We start from the raw sequence: 18,163 nt of genomic DNA, 5'->3' as shown, positions 1-18,163 counted from the left end.
GCCGGAGCGATGCCAGCGATCGCCGCAGTGCCCGACGATGGAGGGCCCTCCGGGCCCGAAGGAGGAGGAGGGCACTGCCATAGGCACAGCAGCGAGCCGCAAGGCGAGACGAAGCGATGCCAGCGATCGCCGCGGTGCCCGACGATGGAGGGCCCTCCGGGCCCGAAGGAGGAGGGCACTGCCATAGGCACAGCAGGGCCGCCAGGCCCGAAGGAGAAGAAAAAGGCGAGCTATACAGCCACCTTCTCTCTGAAGGCGCGGAGGGCGGCGGCGCCGACGGCCTTGTCCTGTTCGCCGTTGCCGCCGCTGACGCCCACGGCGCCGACGACCTCGCCCTCGTGGACGATGGGGAAGCCGCCCACGAAGATCGCGAACTTGCCGGGGTGCATCTGGTTGATGCCGAAGGCCTCGTTGCCCGGCAGGGCGGGGCCGTTGGGCGGCTCGTTGAACTTGTGGGTGTCGCGCTGGTGGCCGGCGGCGGTGAACGCCTTGGCGATGGCGATGTCCACGCCGGTGAGGCGGGCGCCCGTCATCCGGTGGACCGCGATCGGGTGCGCGCCGTCGTCGGCGATGCAGATCGTCTGCTTGACGCCGATGCGGCGCGCCTCCTCCTCGGCGGCGGTGAGCATGACGAGGGCGTCTTCCAGGGTGAGCCGGTGAACGGTGTGCACGGGGCCTCCAGACGGGCGCCGCCCCTCGCTTGAAAGAGGGGTATTGCCCTATTCAGATCGGTAAAGCAGGATGTGGAGGACGGTTCTTCCAGGTCACGCCGTCCGCCACGTCGCTCGTCCACTCCCGTCAGTCTCGAAGGACCACGTCCATCGGGGCTATGTACACTTCGCCGAACGAACCCGACGGGATGTGGGCACATGGCACATCACCCTGCGATCGTCACGACCGCCGACGGGCACCTGCCCGTCGGGACGCTGCTGGCCGAGCCGCTGCTGCGCGGCACGCTCGTCGCCGGACGGGCGGGGCTGGAGCGCGGCGTCGGCTGGTGTCTCCCGCTCTCGGAGACCCGTCGCTGCGCCGGCGACCCCGACCGCGACCTCGCCGGGGTCGCCGTCCACCTGCCGGTGACGGCGGTGGCCGCGCCGGAGGAGGCGGCGGCCGTGGTGGGCGACCTCGTCCGGCGGGACGCCGCCGCGCTGCTGGCGTGGCGGCCGCCGGGGGTCGACTCCGACCTCGACGCGGCGGCGCGCGCGGCCGAGGCCGCGGGCGTGCCACTGCTGGCGCTGCCCGCGGAGGCCGACTACCGGGCGGTGAGCCGGCTCATCGGGCAGAAGGCGCTGGCGCAGTCCGCGCACATCCTGGAGTACGGGTCGCGGGTGCACCGCACGCTCGCGGAGGTCCTCGCGCGCGGCCCGGGGGTGCCCGCGATGGCCCGCGCGGTGGTCGGGCTGTCGCGCTGCGGCGTCCTCATCTGCGACGCGGACGGCGAGCGCCTCGCCTGGGAGGAGCCGCCGGACGCCGCGCCGATGGACCCGGACGCGCTGCTGGCCGCCCTGCCCGAGGACCTCGGCCCGCCCGGGGAGCGTCCCGAGCCCGCGGAGGGGAACGCGCGCGCGACGGAGGCGCGGCTGCGGCCCGGCCCGGACGGCCCGCCCGTGCACGTGATCGTCACGCCCGTCCTGGTGGGCGGGCAGGTCTTCGGCCGGATGGTGATGGTGGAGCGGGCGTGCCCGCCCGACCCGCACGACCTGGCGCAGCACCGCGTGGTCGCCGAGCACGGCGCGACGCTGATCGGGTCGGAGATGCTGCGGCAGCGGTCGGTGCGGGCGGCCGAGGAGCGGGCCCGCGGCGACTTCGTGGAGGCGCTCGTCCACGGCCGGTTCGCCGACTCCCACGAGCTGGGCGCGCGGGCCCGCCACCACGGGTTCGACGTGGACGGGCACTTCGCCGTGCACGTGGTGGCGGCGGCGTCGCTGCTGCCGGTCGGCCGCGACTACCTGCGCCGGACGGTGTCGGCGACGCGGACCGCGCAGAACCTCGAACCCGGCGGGTGCGCGCTGACCGCCGCGATCAGTTCGACGATCGTGGTGATCCAGCAGGTCCCGGCCCCGCGGGACCCGATCGGGCAGCGCGCGGACGCCGCCCGGTTCGCCGAGCGGCTGCACCGGGCGCTGCGCCCGCATCTCGGCGACGACCTGCGGGTCACGCACGGCCGTCCCGGGCAGGGCGCCGGCGGGGTCGCGTCCGGGTACCACGAGGCGCGGCTGACGATGGGGCTCGCCTGGCATACCGCCGCCGAGCCCGTCTGCGGCTACGACGACCTCCGGGTGTTCGCCGCGCTGAAGGACGTGGCGCGCAGCGCGGAGGCCAAGTCGTTCGCCCGCGAGACCCTCGCCCCGCTGCGCCGCGCGAACGGCGGCGACCTGGAGAAGATCGTGCTCGCCTACATCAGGACGTCGGGGAACCTGAACGCGGCGGCGCGCGACCTCGGCCTGCACCGCAACACCATGCTGTACAAGCTCGACCGGGCGTCCCGCGCGCTGCGCATGGACATCCGCTCCGCGGACGCGCAGTTCATGTTCTGGCTGGCGCACCACATCGACACGCTGACGACCGTCACCGGCACCCTCGACGACGAGATGGCCCCGCCGGCCGCCGCGCCCGGCTGATCAGGCGGGGTCAGGGCCGGCGAAGGACGCCAGCAGCCCGAGCGCGGCGGTCGCGGCGCACACCGCGAACATGACGCCGAAGGCGGGGGCCTGGTCCAGGACGGCGCCGACCCACGCGGCGCCGAGGGCGGAGCCGCCGAAGCGCAGCAGGTTGAACAGGCCGAGGCCGGCGCCGCGGCGGCCGGCGTCCGAACGGGTGGCGCCGGTCGCGGCGGGCGTCTGGACGAACGCGACGCCGGCGCCGGTCAGGGCGAGCGCGGCGAGCAGCCACGGGACCGCCCCGGACGCGGCGAGGACGGCGGCGACGAGCACCTGCCCCGCGATGAGGATGAGCAGGCCGCCGCGCAGCACGGCGCGCGGCGACAGCCGTTCCATGAGGACGCCCGTGACCGGCCCCAGCACCGACATCACGACCGGCAGGCTCAGCAGGACGGCCCCCGCGTACAGGGTGCCGGTGTGCCGCTGCGTGGTCAGGTAGACGGGCACGGCGAGCAGCGTGGCGCCCAGGCAGAACATCTGCGCGAGGACGCTGAGGCACGAGCGCAGGTAGCGGGCCTCCAGCAGCAGCCGGGGCGGCAGGAACGCGTCGGGCCGCCCACGCGAGGTCGCGGCGTAGGCGGCGGCGGTGAGGAGGCCGGCGAGCACGCCGCCCCAGACGAGCGGCGAGGTCGCGCCGAGCGTCGCGGCGGCGGAGGTGCCGCCGAGGCCGAGCCCGGCGGCGAGGGTCAGCAGGGCCGCGCCGCGCCAGTCCAGCGGGACGGGCCGCGCCCGCCCCGCCGGGACGAACCGGACGGCCAGCGCCGCGGCTGCGGCGCACAGCGGCACGACCGGCCAGAACACGGCGTGCCAGCCGAACCAGGTGGCCAGGCCGCCGCCGAGCGTGGGTCCGGCGGCCTGGCCGACGCCGTTGGCCGCCGCCCACAGGCCGAGGGCCCTGCCGCGCCGCCCGCCGCCGAACAGCGACGCGATCAGCGCCATGACGGCGGGCAGCATCGCGGCGGTCGCGACGCCCTGCACCGCGCGCATCGCGACCAGCGAGGCCAGGTCGCCGGCGAGCCCGGCGCCCGCCGAGCCGATCCCGAGCAGCAGCATCGCGGCGAGGAACACCCGGCGCGGGCCGCAGCGGTCGCCGAGCCACCCCGACAGCGGCAGCAGCACGGCGAACGGGAGCGTGAACCCGACGACGACCAGGGTGCCGGAGGAGATCGAGGCGTCCAGGTCGCGCAGGATCAGCGTCAGCGGGACGTTGACGATCGTGTTGGCGACGGTGCCGGTGAACGTGCCGAGCAGCAGCGGGACGAGCGCCGCCCACGACCCGCGCCCCGCGCCGCGCCCGTCCCCCGGGTCAGGCTCGGCCAACGGGCCGCCGCCGTCGGGGTCCGCCGCTCGCGGCGTCCTCCGGTGGGACGTGCACGAGGATCTCCCCGTCCTCCTCCTTCACCGGGTACACCTTGATCGGCTTGGTCGCGGGCGGGGTGATCGGCTCGCCGGACCCGAAGTCGAAGACGCTGCCGTGGCACGAGCACAGCAGCCCGTCCTCGGTCACCCGCCCGGACGACAGCAGGCAGTCCAGGTGGGTGCAGTAGTTCGACATGGCGTGCACCTCGCCGTCCCAGCGGGCGACGGCGACCTCCGCCTCGCCCACGAAGAAGCGGCGGACGACGCCCTCGGGCACCTGCCCCGAGCGGGCCACGCGCTGGTATTCCATCGGTCGCTCCCTAGCTGAGTGTGTCGAGCAGGTCGGTGAGGTCGGTGTCCTCGTCGCGCAGGGCGTCCGCGTCCGGGACGGCCTCGCCGGCGATCAGCTGCCGGGCGATCGCGAGGTCGCCGCCGCGGTCCACGGTGAACGCGGCGCGCAGCACGCCGTCCGCCAGGTAGAACGCGATGAAGTCGAAGTCCTCGACGCGGCCCCGGACGACGAGCCGGTCCGTGCCCTCGCCGTGCCCCGCGTGCTGGACGGCGTGGCCGAACTGGTCGGACCAGAACCACGGCGGCGCCGTGTGCGCCGACGTGCCGCCGAGGATGTTCTTGGCCGCCGCCATGCCCTGCGCGTTGGCGTTGTCGAAGTGCTCGGCGCGGACGTGCCGTCCGAGGAGCGGCCGCCACTGGCAGGCGACGTCGCCTGCGGCGTAGACGCCGTCCACGCGGGTGCGGCAGTACTCGTCGACGGCGATGCCGCCGGGGGACTCGATCCCGGCGCCGGTGACGGGCTCGACGTTCGGCACCATCCCGGCGCCGACCACGACCACGTCCGCCTCCAGGGCCGTCCCGCCGCTGGTGGTGACGACGGCGCCGGACGCGGTCTCCTCGTACCGCTCGACCTTCTCGCCGGTGCGCAGGTCGACGCCGTTCGTGCGGAGCATCGCGGCCATCACGTCGCCCATGAGCTCGCCGACGACGTGCCCGAGCGGACGCCCGGCCTGCTCGACGATCGTGACGTGGGCGCCGCGGTCGAGCGCGGTGGAGGCGACCTCGCAGCCGATGAACCCGGCGCCGATCACCACGACCCGCGCGCCGGGCCGCAGTTCGGCGCGGAGCCGGTCGGCGTCGGCGACGGTGCGCAGGTACCGGACGCGCTCCCCCTCCACGCCGGGCAGGCGCCGGGGGCGCCCGCCGGTCGCGATGAGCAGGGCGTCGCCCGCGAGCGCGGTGCCGTCCGCCAGTTCCAGGGCCCGTTCGGCGGGACGGATCGCGGCGGCCGCGACGCCGAGCCGCAGCTCCACGTCGTTGGCCTCGCACCACTGCGGGGTGAGCAGGCACAGCTCGTCGCGGTCCTGCTCCCCCGCCAGGTACTCCTTCGACAGCGGCGGGCGCTGGTAGGGGGCCTCGTGCTCGGCGCCGACGAGCGTGACGCGGCCGTCGAAGCCGCGGCGGCGCAGCGTGCGGGCGGCGACCGCGGCCGTCTGCCCCGCCCCCGCGATCAGGACGTTCTTCATGCTCTGCTCCTTTGCGGGGGGACGACCCCCCGCGCCCCCCGGTCCGCTCCGCTCATGAGGGGTGCTCCTCCGACAGGATCCTGGGCCGCGGGTCGACGTAGACGTCGCCGCCGTCGACGCGCACGGCATGGCTCGGCTGGCACTCGTCCCGGCCCTCGATCTCGCCGGTCTCCGGGTCGAACACCCACTGGTGCCCGGGGCAGATCACCCGCCCGTTCAGGACGGCCCCCTTGGACAGCGACCGCTGCTTGTGGACGCACACGTCGTCCAGCGCGTAGACGTCGTCGCCGACCAGGAAGAGCGCGATCCGCCGCCCCTCGACGGTCACGGCGAGCCGCCTGCGCCTGCGCACCTCGGCGAGCGCGGCGGCCCGCACCCACTCGCTCGTCTGCTGCTCCACGGTCGTCCTCCCTGCTGGATGGCCGGCGGCGGGGCGGGGACGCCGCCCCGCCGCCGGACCGGACTCGGATCAGGCGCTGACCAGGTCGGGCTTGACGTAGGTGTCGTAGAGGCCCTGCGTGTAGGAGAACCGCATCTCCGCGCCCCACCGGCACAGCCGGAGGCAGCGCTGCTGGAGCTCCGGGGTGTCGGCGTGGTCGAGGACGATCTGGTAGCCGCGCTCCCCGTGCACCACGTCGGAGGTGATGTGCAGGTCGAAGAACTCGATCTCGTCCTCGGTGAACCCGTACACCTCGCGCAGCGGCACGATCTGCTTCTTGTAGATGCTCGGGACCTGCGACTCCAGGCCGACCACCAGGGCGGCGGTGGCGACCACGAAGTGCTCGCGCATCGCGACCGCGTAGCACCACGCCTGGAGGCCGCGGGTGATGGCGTTCATGTTGGACGGGTCCTCGACGCGCTCGCGGGTGGTGCCGCACGCCTCGGCGAACCGGATGAGGAGGTCGGTGTGCCGGATGTCGGCGAGCTCCTCCTCGTACATGTTCTGGAGCGTGAAGTCCTTGGCGCCGGTGAACTCGTCGGGCGTGTTGGCGTAGACGTAGGCGAGGTAGTCGGCGAACGGCCCCACGTAGTGGTAGTGGTTCTCCGCCCAGCGGGCGAAGTGCTCGCGCTTCAGCTCGCCGTCCGCCCACGCCTTGCTGAACGAGGCGTTCTTGGCCTCACGGCCCTTGATCGCGTTCTGCAGCTCGGCGCGGAACGCGTCCTTCGACAGCAGCTCTGCCATTTCCTGATCCCTTCTCGGGTTTCTTACCGGGGTGAGATGTAGACGCTTTTCTCTTGCGTGTAGAAGAGCATCATCGAAGGTCCGGCCTGCTCTTTGAACGTCTGCGTGCTGGATTCCTTGAGCCCGCCGAACGGCACCGTCATCGCCATTCCGGAGGTCGGCTGGTTCACCTTCACCAGGCCGCTCTCGGAGCGCCGGGCGAACTCCAGCGCCCGGCCGGTGTCGCGGGTGACGATCCCGGCCGACAGCCCGTAGTCGGTGCCGTTGGCCAGCGCGACGGCCTCGTCGAAACCGGACGCCCGCTGGAAGGCCAGCACCGGTCCGAAGATCTCCTCGCGGGCGATCCGCATGTCCGGCGCCACCGCGCCGAAGACGGCCGGCCGCACGAAGTACCCGTCGCCGGGGAGCCGCCGCCCGCCGGTGACGAGCTCGGCGCCCTCCTCCTCGCCGATCCGCACGTAGTCGAGGAACTTCTCCAGTTGGAAGTCCGCGGCGAGCGGCCCCAGGTCGACGCCGTCGCCCAGCCCGTTCCCGACGGTCAGCGCCTCGGCGGCCCGCGCCACGCGTTCGAGCAGCTCGTCGTGGACGGCGTCGTGCGCGATGACCCGGCTCGTCCCGGTGCACGCCTGCCCCGACAGCCCGAACGCGCCCTTGACGATGATCTGCGTGCCGCGTTCCAGGTCGGCGTCGTCCAGGACGACCACCGGGTTCTTGCCGCCCATCTCCAGCTGGGCGCGGCGCGACGGCCCGACCGCCGCGTGGACGGCGCGTCCCGCCCGGGTGGAGCCGGTGAACGTCACGGCCCCGACGCGCTCGTCCGCCGCCAGCGCGGCTCCGGCCTCGGCGCCGCCGTGCACCAGGGAGATCGCGCCCGGCGGGAGCCCACCGGCCAGCAGCGCCTCCACGAGCCGCTGCGCCAGCAGCGGCGTCACCGGGCTCGGCTTGAACACCACCGCGTTGCCGGCCGCCAGCGCGGGCCCGATCTTGCGGGACGGGATGTTCAGCGGGAAGTTCCAGGGCGTGATCGCGCCGACCACCCCGACGGGCTCGCGCCGCGTGTAGACGATCCCGCCGTCGCCCGCCGGATGGCTCTGGCCGGTGATGCGGTGGGCCTCTCCCGCGTAGAAGCGCAGGTTGCGCGGCGTGCGGGAGACCTCCATGGCCGCCTCGGCGCGCGTCTTGCCCTCTTCCCGCACCAGTTCGACGACGAGCGGGTCCGCCCGCTCCTCCAGCCACCGTGCCGCCGCCTCGAGCACGTCGGCGCGTTTCTCCGGGGAGGCCGCAGCCCATTGCGCGGCGCCCTCGACGGCCCCGTCGACGGCGGCTCCGACATCGGCGGCCGACGACTCGGGGAACTCCCCGACGATCTCGCCGAGTTCCGCCGGGTCGTGCCGCCGGAACGTCCTGCCGTCCGCCGCCGGACGCCATTCGCCTCCGACGAGGTTCAGCCCCTCATGCATGCTCGCTCGTCTCCCTTTCCAGGTCACCGGCGATCGCGGTGAGTTCGACTTCGACGGGCGCGCCGCCGGGCAGGGCGCGGACGCCGACGGCGCTGCGGGCGGGGCGGCCGAGCCCCGGCGCCAGCGCGTCCAGGGCGGCCGAGGCGCCGTCCGCGACCGCCGACAGGTCGGTGAACCCGTCGGCGCAGGCGACATAGACCGTCATCCGGACCCACCGCCGGACGCGGCCGAGATCTCCGTCGGCGACCGCGGCGACGGCGTTGCGGGCGGCCAGGCCGGCGGCCTCGCTCGCGGCGGGGACGTCCAGGTCGCGGCCCACGAGGCCGGTCAGGGTCAGGCGGCCGTCCCGGCGCGGCGTCATCCCGGCGCTCGCGACCAGGACGTCGCCCGTGCGGATCGGCTCGGCCACGGCCGGGACGTAGGCGCCCTGGGGGCGCGGCATGGCGGGAAGTTCAGACACCGAGGGCCACCCCGTCCTGGCGGGGGTCGGACGCGCCGAGGAGGGCGCCGTCCGCGACGGACACGACCTGGGCGCTGCCGCCCGCGTCCCACGGCGCCTGGACGGCGACGTCGTGACCGCAGGCGCGCAGGGCCTCGATCCGGTCGGCCCCGAGGCGGGACTCGACGCGCAGTTCGGGCGGGCGTCCGAGGACGTCGGCGTCGCTGCCCGGATGGACGGTGAAGCGCGGCGCGGCGACAGCGGTCGCGGGGTCGTGGCCGTGGTCGAGGAGGTGCGACAGCAACTGGGCGTTCCACTGGACCTGGCCGTCCCCGCCGGGCGTGTTGCCCGCGTGCAGGAGGCCGCCGGAGGCGCCGGTGACGAGCCAGGCGTTCAGGGTGTGCAGCGGCCGTCGGCGCGGGCGGACCTCGTTGGGGTGCCCGTCGATGAGGTAGGCGCCGCGCCCGAGCCGGTTGTTGAGGACGATGCCCGTGCCCGGGACGGTGATCCGGGCGCCGAAGGTGAAGGCGAGCGAGTGGATGAGGCTGACCGCGCGCCCCTGCGCGTCGACGGCGACCATGGAGGTGGTGTCGCCGCCCGCGGGGACCGGCGACGGGAGGCCCGCCGGGACGTCGCCGGCGTCGAGGCGGGCGCGGGCGGCCTCCAGCGCGGACGGCGCGAGCAGCCCGCGCCAGTGGTCGCTGCCGTCGCCGCAGCCCGCGAACCGGTCGGCGAACGCGATGCGCGCGGCGGAGGCCATCCGGTGGACCGCCTCCGCCGAAAGCCACGGGAGGCCGGACAGGACGCCGTCGCAGAGGCCCGCCTGCTGCGCCACCATCCAGCCGGGCGTGGGCGGCGGGGTCAGGTGGACGGTCGTCCCCCGGAAGTCGCAGGTCAGCGCCGCTTCGGGGACGGAGCGGCCGCCCGCCATCCATTCGTAGCCGGAGAACGGCGCCCCGGCGTCGACCAGGGCGTCCACGGAGCGTTCGGCGAGCACGCCGGAGTACAGGTCGGCCGGGTGGTCGGCGAGCCTGCGGAGCGAGGCGCCGAGGTCGCGCTGGACGATCGGCTCGCCGACGGCGGGCACGCGGCCGCCGGGAAGGAGGACCTCGGCCGTGCCGGGGTCGCGGGCCAGCGCGTCGCGGCGCTCGACGATGTCGGCGCGCGTCTTGCGGGTGCAGGGCAGGCCGTCCTCGGCGGCGGCGATCGCGGGCGCCCACAGCTCGGGCAGCCCGCGGGAGGCCGAGTCGGCGTGCAGGGCGGCGAGCGCGGCGACCGCGCCGGGGGTCGCGACGGCGAGGGCGCCCTCCAGCGGGACGGCGGCCAGGCCGCGGTCGCGGTAGAAGGCGGGCTCGCCGCCGTCCGGGCCGAAGCCGCTGCCGCCGAACGCGGCGACGGAGCCGTCCGGGCGGCGCAGCAGGGCGAACGCGTCGCCGCCGACCCCGCACTGGCCGGGCAGCGCGAGCCAGGACAGGGCGGCCATCGCCAGCGCGGCGTCCACGGCGTTCCCGCCGTCCGCGAGGACCCGCGCGCCGAGCAGGCTCACCGCCGGATGGCTGGAGGCGACCATGCCGCCGGACGCGACGGAGGGGCCGCGGTCCGGGAGGCCGAAGGGGCTGCGCTCTGACATGCCGCCAGTGTCGGCGGCTCCTGATCAGCGCCGATACGGACCGATCGCCGAAGATCCGGCACCTTCCTTGGGCACCGTGCACAGCGGCCCCGCGCACCGCTGCTTCGCTCGCCGGACGCCCGACATGGTGCACAAAATGACCAAGCGCGTAGTGTGCACGTTCCTCATTGTTCACCTCGGACCGATCGAGCAGATTCTCTGCAATCGTTGCGCCCGTCGGCCTCGCAGAGGGCGCGTACAGGGAGGGGGCGTCCTTTGGAAGCCGCTCACTGGATCTATCTGTCCGGAATCGTCATCATCATCGCCGTCATGATCGCCCGCAAGAACGTCGTCATCCCCGCGGTGGCCGCGACGTTCCTCACCGCCTGGGTGTTCACCGGGAGCTTCGTCACGGGGCTGGAGTCGATCTTCAACGCCAGCCTCACGGCGGCGTCCGAACTGTTCAGCATCTTCCTGATCATCGCGCTGGTCACCGCGCTGCTCGGGTCGCTGCGCGCGCTCGGCGCCGACCGCCGGATGGTGGAGCCGTTCCGCGTCGTCATGCGGTCCGGCCACTCCGCCTTCTGGGTGCTCGCCGCCGTCACCTACGTGATCAGCCTGTTCTTCTGGCCGACGCCGGCGGTGCCGCTGATGGGCGCCATCCTGCTGCCCGCGGCGATCGCCGCGGGGCTGCCGCCGATCAGCGCGGGCGTCGCGATCGCGATCGCCGGGCAGGGCATGGCGCTGTCCAGCGACTACGTCATCCAGGTCGCGCCCGGCCTGTCGGCGAAGGCCGCCGGGGTGCAGACCGGCGCGGTCGCCGACCGCGCCATGGTGCTGTCCCTGATCACGGGCCTGGTCGCGCTCGGTATCGGCTACCTCATGACGCGCTCGGAGTTCCGCCGGCCGGACGCGGCGCTGCTCGAACGCTGGGAGGCCGGGGAGTCGGAGATGGAGGCGCCGGCGCCGCGCCGCTCGCTCATCCGCGTGCTGCCGCGGCGGCGCGTCCTGCAGCCGGAGCCGGCCGCGGCGGGCGGCGGGGACGGCGGCGTGGCCGTCCTCGACCACGGGCCCGGGTCCGGCTCCGGGTCCGGCGGCTCGTCCAGCGTGCCCGGCCCTCGTCCCGGCGCGTCCGGCGACGCGGGCGAGGCGTCGGACGAGATGACGCGGCGGGCGCTGTCGTCGCTGGACGGCGGCGACGCGCCGGGCGCCGACTGCCCCAGGCGGTCCAAGGCGTTCGCCGCGATCGTCCCGCTGGCCCTGATCGGGCTCGTCGGCTACATGATGCTGGGCAAGTTCACCGGGCTCGTCCCCGAGGTGGTGGGCGGGGACGCCGCAGCGCTCGTCGGCGGGGTCGCCACGGCGCTGCTGCTGGCCGCCGCGATCGCCAAGGACGGCCGGGGCAGCCTGGAGCGGTGCGCCGACCACATCGTCGACGGCCTGGTCTTCGCGATGAAGGCGATGGGCGTCGTGATCCCGATCGCCGGGTTCTTCTTCATCGGCAACGCCGACTTCGCCGGGAAGATCATGGGCATGGAGGAGGGCGCGCAGGCGCCCGGCTTCCTGTTCGACGCCGTCGTCCGGATGCAGGACGCGATCCCCGACAGCCAGTACGTCGTCGGCTTCGGCGTGCTGATCATCGGGATGATCACCGGGCTGGACGGCTCCGGGTTCTCCGGGCTGCCGCTCACCGGCTCGCTGGCCGGCTCGCTCGGCCCGGCCTCCGGCGTCGACCCGGCGCTGCTCGCGGCGATCGGGCAGATGGGCTGCGTCTGGGCCGGCGGCGGCGTGCTGGTCGCCTGGTCGTCGCTGATCGCCGTGGCCGGGTTCGCCCGCGTCCCGGTGCTCGACCTCGTCCGCCGCTCGTTCCTGCCCGTGATCGCCGGCCTCGTCGTCGCCACGATCGTCGGCCTGATCATCTACTAGGGAGCAGGGGTGACCGCGTCCTCCGACCTGTCCGATCCGGCCCCTGCCGCCGCGCCCGCCGCGGCGGCAGGGGGCCCGCCGCGCGCCGCCCTCCGGTGGCGCGCCGTGCTGCTGGTGCTCCTCACCTTCGGCGCCGGAACGACCGACGTCGTCGGGTTCCTCGGCATGGAGAAGGTCTTCACCGCCAACATGACCGGCAACATCGTGCTGTTCGGCCTCGCCGCCGGCGAGGGGAACGGCGCCGACCTGGCCCGCTGCGGCGCCGCGACGCTCGCGTTCGCGCTCGGCCTGCTCGCCGGGTTCCTCATCGCGGGACGCTCCGGCGCCGGGCGGCTGTGGCCGCCCCGCGTCACCGCCGTCCTCGGGTTCGTCCTGGTGGCGCAGACCGCGTTCCTCGCGGGCTGGGCCGCCGCGGGCGCCGAGCCGCACGGCGCCGGGCTGCTCGCCCTGATCTCCCTGTCGTCGGCGGCGATGGGCGCGCAGACGGCGGCGGCGCGCAGCATGGCCGCCGACGGGATCACCACCACGTTCGTCACCGGGACGCTGACCTCGATGATGGGCGGCCTCGCGGTCGGGCAGGGCGCGGCGGCCGGACTGCGGACCGCGGTGATCCTCAGCCTCGCCGCCGGGGCGGCGGTGGCGGGCGCGCTGATGACGCACGCTCCCGTCGCGGCCGCGGCCGTCAGTCCCGTCGTGCTGGCCGTGGTGATCGCCGGCGCGTTCCGGCTCCACCCCTCCCGGACGTCCTAGGCGGGGCCGGCCCAGCGGGCGCGGGCCATGTCGACGCGGCGCCCGTCCGGGCGCAGGGGCGTCCCCTCGGCGCGGTAGTTCTCGTGGGCCTCGATCTCGAGGCCGCTCGGCGGGTTCCCGTCCGCGCGGAGCACCCGCCACCACGGGACGGCGCCCCCGTACAGCGACATCACGCGCCCGACCTGCCGCGGCCCGCCCCGCCCGACCATCTCGGCGACGTCGCCGTAGGACAGGACGCGGCCCGGCGGGATGCGCTCCACCGCGTCCAGCACCGCCTCGGAGTACTCGTCAGGTTCGGACCACATCCGCTCATTCTCCCGGATCGCGCTCGCCGCGCAGCAGGACGGCGGCGCCCGCCAGGCCGAGCAGGGACAGCGCGCAGATCAGCGAATAGGTGAGGACGAGCCCGCCCGAGCGGTGCACGACCTGGACGGGACGGACCGGACCGGTCGCGAACCGCTTCCCCGCCGGCAGGCCGGCGCCGCCCGTCCGCGCCGCCGCCAGGGTGTCGGACGCGGCGAGCGCGGCTGCGGCGTCGACCCGCCCGAACCCGACGCCCCGGTCGTAGCCGCGCGCCGGACGGTTCCCGGTGCTCGCCACGAGCGCCTGCGTGACCAGCGCGGGGGCGAGGCCCCGGTGGCGCGACCGGATGAGCGCGGCGACGCCGGAGACGAACGCGGTCGCCGGGCTCGTGCCGTCCCCGACCCAGTACCGCCCGTCCGGGCCCGCGCCGACGATCTGCACGCCGGGCGCGGACACGACGACGCCGGAGTTGCGGTTGGAGAACCCGGCGTGCCGGCCCCGCGCGTCCACGGCGGCCACGGAGACCACGCCGGGGAACGACGCCGGATAGAAGTACCCGGTGGACTCGCCGCTGCCGGGCCGGCGGGCGCCGCGCGCCGGGGCGGACCGGCCTCCCACTCCGCGCGGATCGTCCTCGTCTCCGCTGTTGCCCGCGGCCGCGACCACGACCACGTTCCGGCTGATCGCGTAGGCGACGGCGTCGCGCTCGCGCGGCGTGGGGTAGGAGCGGCCGAGGGACAGGTTGACCACGTCGGCGCCGTGGTCGACGGCGTACCGGACGCCCTGGGCGATCGTCCCCGTGTAGCGCCCGCCGCCGGTGAACTCCGCGAAGCCCGGCTCGTCGCGTTCCAGGATCACCCGCAGGGACAGCAGGCGCGCCTCGGGCGCGACGCCGACGACCCCCTCGGCGCCGCCGGGGCCGTGCCCGTGCCCGGCGATGATCGACGCCATGTTGGTGCCGTGCAGCCGCTTCGGCGCGACGCCGGGCGGGTTCGCGCCGCGCGTGTAGTCGGGCCCGGCGGTGACGGAGCCGGCGAGGTCGGCATGGCCGGCGTCCACGCCCGAGTCGAGGACGGCGACGGTCGCGCCGCCGCCCCTGGACGTCCGCCAGGCGCGCGGCACGTTCAGCGACTCCAGGACGGGCGTGACCGCGTCCCGCACCGGGTCGGAGGCGAGGGCGGCGCTTCGGGGTCCGGCGGCGCGCGCCGCCGGCGCGGCGGGGGCCGCGGCCAGCGCCAGCGCGGCCGCTCCGGCGGCGGCGCGCCTCAGCACCGCCACTCCCGGGTGCCGCAGCGGACCGCCGCCGGGGCGGTCAGGGGCCGCAGGACGCCCTGGACGAGCTGCGGCGCCAGCTCGGCCGCATCGGCCAGGGACCCGCGCATCGCGGGACGCCCGTCGGCGTAGCCGGCCGTCGCCGCGACCACGTACGGGCCGCGCTGCGCGGCGGTGGACGCCTGCCGCGCGACGTCCCCGAACCGGGCGGCCACCGAACCCGCGAGCGGCAATGCGCGCAGTCCCGGACGCGGCCCGCGGGACGGGAACCAGGCGACGGCCTCGCGCGCGGTCCGCTCGTCCGGGAACACGACCACGCCGACCGTGACCGCGAGGCCCTGCGCCTGGTCCAGGTAGGTGGCGCGCAGCGCGGCGCGGCAGCCGCGGACCGTCAGGGTCCGGGCGAACATGTCGTCCACGGCCGTCTCGCAGCGGGTGTCGGGGCCGATCCCCACCCGGCGGGCCGTCTCGGCGGACGCCTGGCCGAGCCGGTACGACAGGCCCGCGGGGAAGATCCGTCCGGCGGTCCAGGTCCGGTAGCGGCCGGACGGCTCCGCCGCCGCGGCCCCCGCGCGCTCGGCCGGGGTGGGGGCGCGGGTCAGCTCGGCGGTCAGCCGCACCCCGGCGACGACGAGGACGGTCGCGCACGCCGGCGCGGCCACCAGCGCGGCCGTCCTGCGGGAGACCCGCCGCCCGGCGCCCGGTTCCGGCTCGCCGTCCGGAGCGGAGATCTCGGCGCGCGACACCAGCGGAGCGTAGCCCAAGGCGGCTCAGGACGGGGCGACGGGAGGCCGCCCGGGGTGGCGCCGCCGGAAGGCGACCGCGAGCGCGAGCGCCCCGGCCGTCCCGCCGAGCCCGAGGAGCACGATCACGATGATCAGCGGGCGGACCCAGAAGGGCCGCTCGATGACCTCCACCGGGCCGGGGTCCTCCTTCCCGAACCGCTGCCCGGCGGGCTTGGCCTGCGCCGGGCCGGGCGACGTCGAGGCCAGCGAGTCCGCCGCCGACAGGGCGCGGGCCGCGTGCACCTCCCCGAACCCGACCTCCGGGTCGTACCCGGCGGACGGGGCATGCCGGGTGCTCTGGATCAGCGCCTGCGCGACCAGCGCCGGCGCCATCCGGGGATGCTTCGCGCGGATCAGCGCCGCGATCCCGGCGACGAGCGCGCTGGCGTCGCTGGTGCCGTCGCTCCTGAGGTACCGGCCGCCCGGCACCCCGATGGGCAGGCCCGCGCCCGGCGCCGACAGCAGCACCGAGTAGTTGCGGTTGGAGAACGGCGCGCGGGCGTGGCCGGGCAGGGTCGCCGCGACCGCGATCACGCCGGGGAACGACGCCGGGTAGGAGTACGGCGCGAACCCGTCGCCGTCCAGCAGCCGTTCTTCGTCGCCGTCGTTGCCGACGGCCGAGACCACCACGACGCCCTTGCCGAGGGCGTAGCCGACGGCCTCGCGCTCGGCGGGATTCTCGTCCCGGCTGCCGAGCGACAGGTTGATGACGTCGGCGCCGTGGTCGGCGGCGTAGCGGATGCCGCGCGCCACCGCGTCGCCCGCGCTGCCCGCCGCCCGGAAGCGCCGGTAGCTGGCGTCCTCCGGCTCGCCGATGGTCCGGACGGCGAGGATGCGCGCCTGCGGGGCCATGCCGATGACCCCCGAGCCGCCGCCCGGGCCGTGCCCCTGCCCGGCGATCAGCGTCGACATCCCGGTGCCGTGCAACCGCGCCGGCGTCGTCCCGGCGTCGATCCTGGCGAGCATGTTGGGGCCGACGGTGACCTTGCCGCGCAGGTCCGGCTGGGTCGGGTCGACGCCCGAGTCGACGACCCCGACCGTCACGCCGGCGCCCCTGGTCACCTTCCAGGCGGCCTCCATGCCGAGCAGGGAGAGGATGGGACGCTGCCCGTCCCGCACCACGTCCGCGTGCGCGTGGACCGGCATCAGCCAGCTCCCGGCCAGCACCGCCGCCCCCACGGCCGCCGGCAGACCGCGACGCTTCACCCGCGCCCCCCTCAGCATTGCCACTCGGGCAGGTCGCAGTCGGGCAGCGGCCTGACCGACAGCGTCCGCGCGATCGTGTGGGCGATCTGCGGGGACACCGCGAACGGCTCGCCCGGACGCCCCTTCTTGATCGCGGAGGCGGGGCGGCCGTCGGCCTGACCGGAGGTCGTCAGCACGACGTACGGGCCGCCGCGGTCGATCGTCCGGTCCTGCCTGGCAGCGTCGGTGAAGCGGGCGGACGCCGTGCCCGGGAACGCGGCGGCGTGCAGCGCGGGCCGGACGGATCCCGTGCCGTCCGGGCCCTGCGAACCGGGCAGCTCCCTGTAGGCCCGGTCGGCCTTCGACGGATCGGGGAACGCCACCACGCCGACGGTGACGACGACGCCCTGCAACTGGTCGACATAGGTCGCGCGCAGGACGGCCAGGCAGCCGTGCCGGGCGATCGTGGTCGCGATCTCCTCGTCCACGCCCTGGACGCAGCCGGCGTCCGGGACGATCCCCGTCCGGGACGCGTACTCGGTGTGGTTCCCCGTCGGCCGGTAGCCGAGCCGGTCGGGGAAGACCCGCCGCGCGGGCCACGCCTCCCAGCGGCGCGCGACCTCCTTCTCGGCGGCGATCTGGAGCTCGGCGTTGGTCGGCGCGCGCCTGAGGGTCGTCCAGGTGCCGAAGAACGAGACCCCCGTGGCGACGAGGTAGCAGCAGCCGACGACCAGCGCCGTGATCATCCACTGGCGGCCGGTGAGGCCCAGCACCGTCGGCGGGCCGCCGGCGCCCACCGGTCGCGGCGGCGCGCCGTACGGGCGCGCGGGCCCGGCGTGGGGGTGCGCGGGCGGGCCCGGCGGGCCGGGCGGGCGGAAGCCGCCGGGCGGGCCGGGCTGGTGCGGGGACCGCGGTGGGGGCGGCTGCTGGGAGGGGGGCAGGAATGCCACAACAGTCAAGATTAACGGCGCTTCACGACATTCCGCCTGTCATCCCGCGAAGGCCGCCGTTCTTCCCCTGCGGAGAAACGGAGGAGGCCCCTCCTCAGAGGGGCCCCGGCCCGCACGGCGCCGCGGCCGGAGGCCGCGGTCCGCGGCTCACTCCACGGACCGCTTCGCCTCCTTGGCGGCGTCCTTGGCCTTCTCGCCCGCCTGCTTGGCGCCGCCGGCGGCGCGGTCGCTCTTGCCCTCGGCCTCCAGGTACGGGTCGCCGGACTGCCGTCCGGTCTCCTCCTTGCCCCTGCCCTTGGCCTGCTGCGCCTTGTTCTTCAGCTTGTCGAGGAAACCCATGGTTCCTCCTCCTGTACGGAGTGTGGTAACACCGCCTATGCCCCCGATGGCCCGGATTATGCGGACGTCCGGGTGTCGCGCCGGAGCCGCTCCGCCTCCTCGTGGATGAGGGCCTCGGTCTCCAGGAGCTTGGCCTCGGCCTGCTCCGTTCGCAGCGCCGCCCGCTGCTCGCGCGGGCTCGGCTTGCGCCGCCTCCCCGCCGTCCGGCGGCCGGCCCGTTCGCCCCTGAGCTTCTTCATGAACCCCATGCCCGTCACCTCTCCTCGCCCGCGGCCGGCCCGGTCGCCGGTCCCGCGCCCGTACGGTGCCCCTTTTATGGCGATCCATTCCGGTACTGGGGGAGACACGGGCAACCGTCCGGCAGGCGGCTGCCGGGAATGCCGCAGCACATGGCAGGGTTGTGCC

General features: G+C 75.5%; 19 protein-coding genes. 3 read left to right on the top strand and 16 right to left on the bottom strand.

All coding sequences use genetic code 11. The features are described 5' to 3' along the window. Positions 1-230: 230 nt before the first annotated feature. On the bottom strand, positions 231-671 hold the full coding sequence (locus AB0H37_RS41165; RefSeq protein ID WP_179833021.1) for a heme-binding protein: 441 nt from the start codon (positions 669-671) through the stop codon (positions 231-233). A 198-nt stretch (positions 672-869) separates the two neighbouring features. On the opposite strand from AB0H37_RS41165, the gene AB0H37_RS41160 reads away from it, so the two are divergent. Continuing rightward, entirely contained in the window at positions 870-2,621 is a 1,752-nt protein-coding gene (locus tag AB0H37_RS41160) for a helix-turn-helix domain-containing protein (RefSeq protein WP_360618068.1), read from the top strand. Here the strand turns inward: AB0H37_RS41160 and AB0H37_RS41155 are convergent, their stop codons facing one another. From AB0H37_RS41155 to AB0H37_RS41120, 8 genes are all read right to left on the bottom strand, one after another. Further along, on the bottom strand, positions 2,622-3,980 hold the full coding sequence (locus AB0H37_RS41155) for an MFS transporter (protein ID WP_329094470.1): 1,359 nt from the start codon (positions 3,978-3,980) through the stop codon (positions 2,622-2,624). After that, a complete protein-coding gene (locus AB0H37_RS41150) occupies positions 3,967-4,329 on the bottom strand; it encodes a Rieske 2Fe-2S domain-containing protein (protein WP_179833018.1) in 363 nt (120 codons plus the stop codon). The genes AB0H37_RS41155 and AB0H37_RS41150 overlap by 14 nt, the downstream gene beginning before the upstream one ends. Positions 4,330-4,339: 10 nt before the next feature. Further along, a complete protein-coding gene (locus tag AB0H37_RS41145; RefSeq protein ID WP_360618066.1) occupies positions 4,340-5,557 on the bottom strand; it encodes an FAD-dependent oxidoreductase in 1,218 nt (405 codons plus the stop codon). Between the two features lie 52 nt (positions 5,558-5,609). Continuing rightward, positions 5,610-5,957, bottom strand: a complete 348-nt coding sequence (locus tag AB0H37_RS41140) for a Rieske 2Fe-2S domain-containing protein (RefSeq protein ID WP_360618065.1) — start codon at positions 5,955-5,957, stop codon at positions 5,610-5,612. Positions 5,958-6,026: 69 nt separating this feature from the next. After that, on the bottom strand, positions 6,027-6,740 hold the full coding sequence (locus AB0H37_RS41135) for an iron-containing redox enzyme family protein (protein ID WP_179833015.1): 714 nt from the start codon (positions 6,738-6,740) through the stop codon (positions 6,027-6,029). 23 nt (positions 6,741-6,763) lie between these two features. Further along, on the bottom strand, positions 6,764-8,200 hold the full coding sequence (locus AB0H37_RS41130) for an aldehyde dehydrogenase family protein (RefSeq protein ID WP_360618064.1): 1,437 nt from the start codon (positions 8,198-8,200) through the stop codon (positions 6,764-6,766). Further along, complete coding sequence (locus AB0H37_RS41125) at positions 8,193-8,660, bottom strand: RidA family protein (RefSeq protein WP_329094473.1); 468 nt, start codon at positions 8,658-8,660, stop codon at positions 8,193-8,195. Before AB0H37_RS41125 ends, AB0H37_RS41130 begins: the two co-directional genes overlap by 8 nt. Next, the gene (locus AB0H37_RS41120; RefSeq protein WP_360618063.1) at positions 8,653-10,269 is read right to left on the bottom strand and encodes a gamma-glutamyltransferase; all 1,617 of its coding nucleotides are present in this window, start codon (positions 10,267-10,269) and stop codon (positions 8,653-8,655) included. The genes AB0H37_RS41125 and AB0H37_RS41120 overlap by 8 nt, the downstream gene beginning before the upstream one ends. A 255-nt stretch (positions 10,270-10,524) precedes the next feature. Between AB0H37_RS41120 and AB0H37_RS41115 the strand changes: the two genes are divergently transcribed. Continuing rightward, on the top strand, positions 10,525-12,174 hold the full coding sequence (locus AB0H37_RS41115) for a hypothetical protein (RefSeq protein ID WP_360618062.1): 1,650 nt from the start codon (positions 10,525-10,527) through the stop codon (positions 12,172-12,174). Between the two features lie 9 nt (positions 12,175-12,183). Next, positions 12,184-12,924, top strand: a complete 741-nt coding sequence (locus AB0H37_RS41110) for a YoaK family protein (RefSeq protein ID WP_329094476.1) — start codon at positions 12,184-12,186, stop codon at positions 12,922-12,924. Here the strand turns inward: AB0H37_RS41110 and AB0H37_RS41105 are convergent. The 7 genes from AB0H37_RS41105 to AB0H37_RS41075 all read right to left on the bottom strand — a co-directional run bounded on the left by AB0H37_RS41105 (position 12,921) and on the right by AB0H37_RS41075 (position 18,006). Next, a complete protein-coding gene (locus AB0H37_RS41105) occupies positions 12,921-13,229 on the bottom strand; it encodes an MGMT family protein (RefSeq protein ID WP_179833010.1) in 309 nt (102 codons plus the stop codon). The genes AB0H37_RS41110 and AB0H37_RS41105 overlap by 4 nt on opposite strands. Before the next feature lie 4 nt (positions 13,230-13,233). Continuing rightward, on the bottom strand, positions 13,234-14,499 hold the full coding sequence (locus AB0H37_RS41100; protein WP_360618060.1) for a S8 family serine peptidase: 1,266 nt from the start codon (positions 14,497-14,499) through the stop codon (positions 13,234-13,236). Next, positions 14,493-15,245, bottom strand: a complete 753-nt coding sequence (locus AB0H37_RS41095) for a hypothetical protein (RefSeq protein ID WP_360618059.1) — start codon at positions 15,243-15,245, stop codon at positions 14,493-14,495. The genes AB0H37_RS41100 and AB0H37_RS41095 overlap by 7 nt, the downstream gene beginning before the upstream one ends. A gap of 24 nt (positions 15,246-15,269) precedes the next feature. After that, complete coding sequence (locus AB0H37_RS41090) at positions 15,270-16,490, bottom strand: S8 family serine peptidase (protein ID WP_360618057.1); 1,221 nt, start codon at positions 16,488-16,490, stop codon at positions 15,270-15,272. A gap of 11 nt (positions 16,491-16,501) precedes the next feature. After that, complete coding sequence (locus tag AB0H37_RS41085) at positions 16,502-17,419, bottom strand: hypothetical protein (RefSeq protein ID WP_329094480.1); 918 nt, start codon at positions 17,417-17,419, stop codon at positions 16,502-16,504. 147 nt (positions 17,420-17,566) lie between these two features. Beyond that, a complete protein-coding gene (locus tag AB0H37_RS41080; protein WP_329094481.1) occupies positions 17,567-17,758 on the bottom strand; it encodes a CsbD family protein in 192 nt (63 codons plus the stop codon). A gap of 56 nt (positions 17,759-17,814) precedes the next feature. Next, a complete protein-coding gene (locus tag AB0H37_RS41075) occupies positions 17,815-18,006 on the bottom strand; it encodes a hypothetical protein (RefSeq protein ID WP_329094482.1) in 192 nt (63 codons plus the stop codon). Positions 18,007-18,163 lie beyond the last annotated feature (157 nt).

The sequence above is a fragment of the Actinomadura sp. NPDC023710 genome (assembly GCF_040639875.1).
Taxonomy (GTDB): Bacteria; Actinomycetota; Actinomycetes; order Streptosporangiales; family Streptosporangiaceae; genus Spirillospora; species Spirillospora citrea.
The sequence above is the reverse complement of the archived record's forward strand: the minus strand, read 5'-3'. Positions and strand labels throughout refer to the sequence as shown.

Coding starts and splice junctions, on each gene's coding strand:
- AB0H37_RS41160 (WP_360618068.1), top strand. CDS start 870: ATGGCACATCACCCTGCGATCGTCACGACCGCCGACGGGCACCTGCCC.
- AB0H37_RS41150 (WP_179833018.1), bottom strand. CDS start 4,329: ATGGAATACCAGCGCGTGGCCCGCTCGGGGCAGGTGCCCGAGGGCGTC.
- AB0H37_RS41145 (WP_360618066.1), bottom strand. CDS start 5,557: ATGAAGAACGTCCTGATCGCGGGGGCGGGGCAGACGGCCGCGGTCGCC.
- AB0H37_RS41135 (WP_179833015.1), bottom strand. CDS start 6,740: ATGGCAGAGCTGCTGTCGAAGGACGCGTTCCGCGCCGAGCTGCAGAAC.
- AB0H37_RS41130 (WP_360618064.1), bottom strand. CDS start 8,200: ATGCATGAGGGGCTGAACCTCGTCGGAGGCGAATGGCGTCCGGCGGCG.
- AB0H37_RS41120 (WP_360618063.1), bottom strand. CDS start 10,269: ATGTCAGAGCGCAGCCCCTTCGGCCTCCCGGACCGCGGCCCCTCCGTC.
- AB0H37_RS41105 (WP_179833010.1), bottom strand. CDS start 13,229: ATGTGGTCCGAACCTGACGAGTACTCCGAGGCGGTGCTGGACGCGGTG.
- AB0H37_RS41080 (WP_329094481.1), bottom strand. CDS start 17,758: ATGGGTTTCCTCGACAAGCTGAAGAACAAGGCGCAGCAGGCCAAGGGC.
- AB0H37_RS41075 (WP_329094482.1), bottom strand. CDS start 18,006: ATGGGGTTCATGAAGAAGCTCAGGGGCGAACGGGCCGGCCGCCGGACG.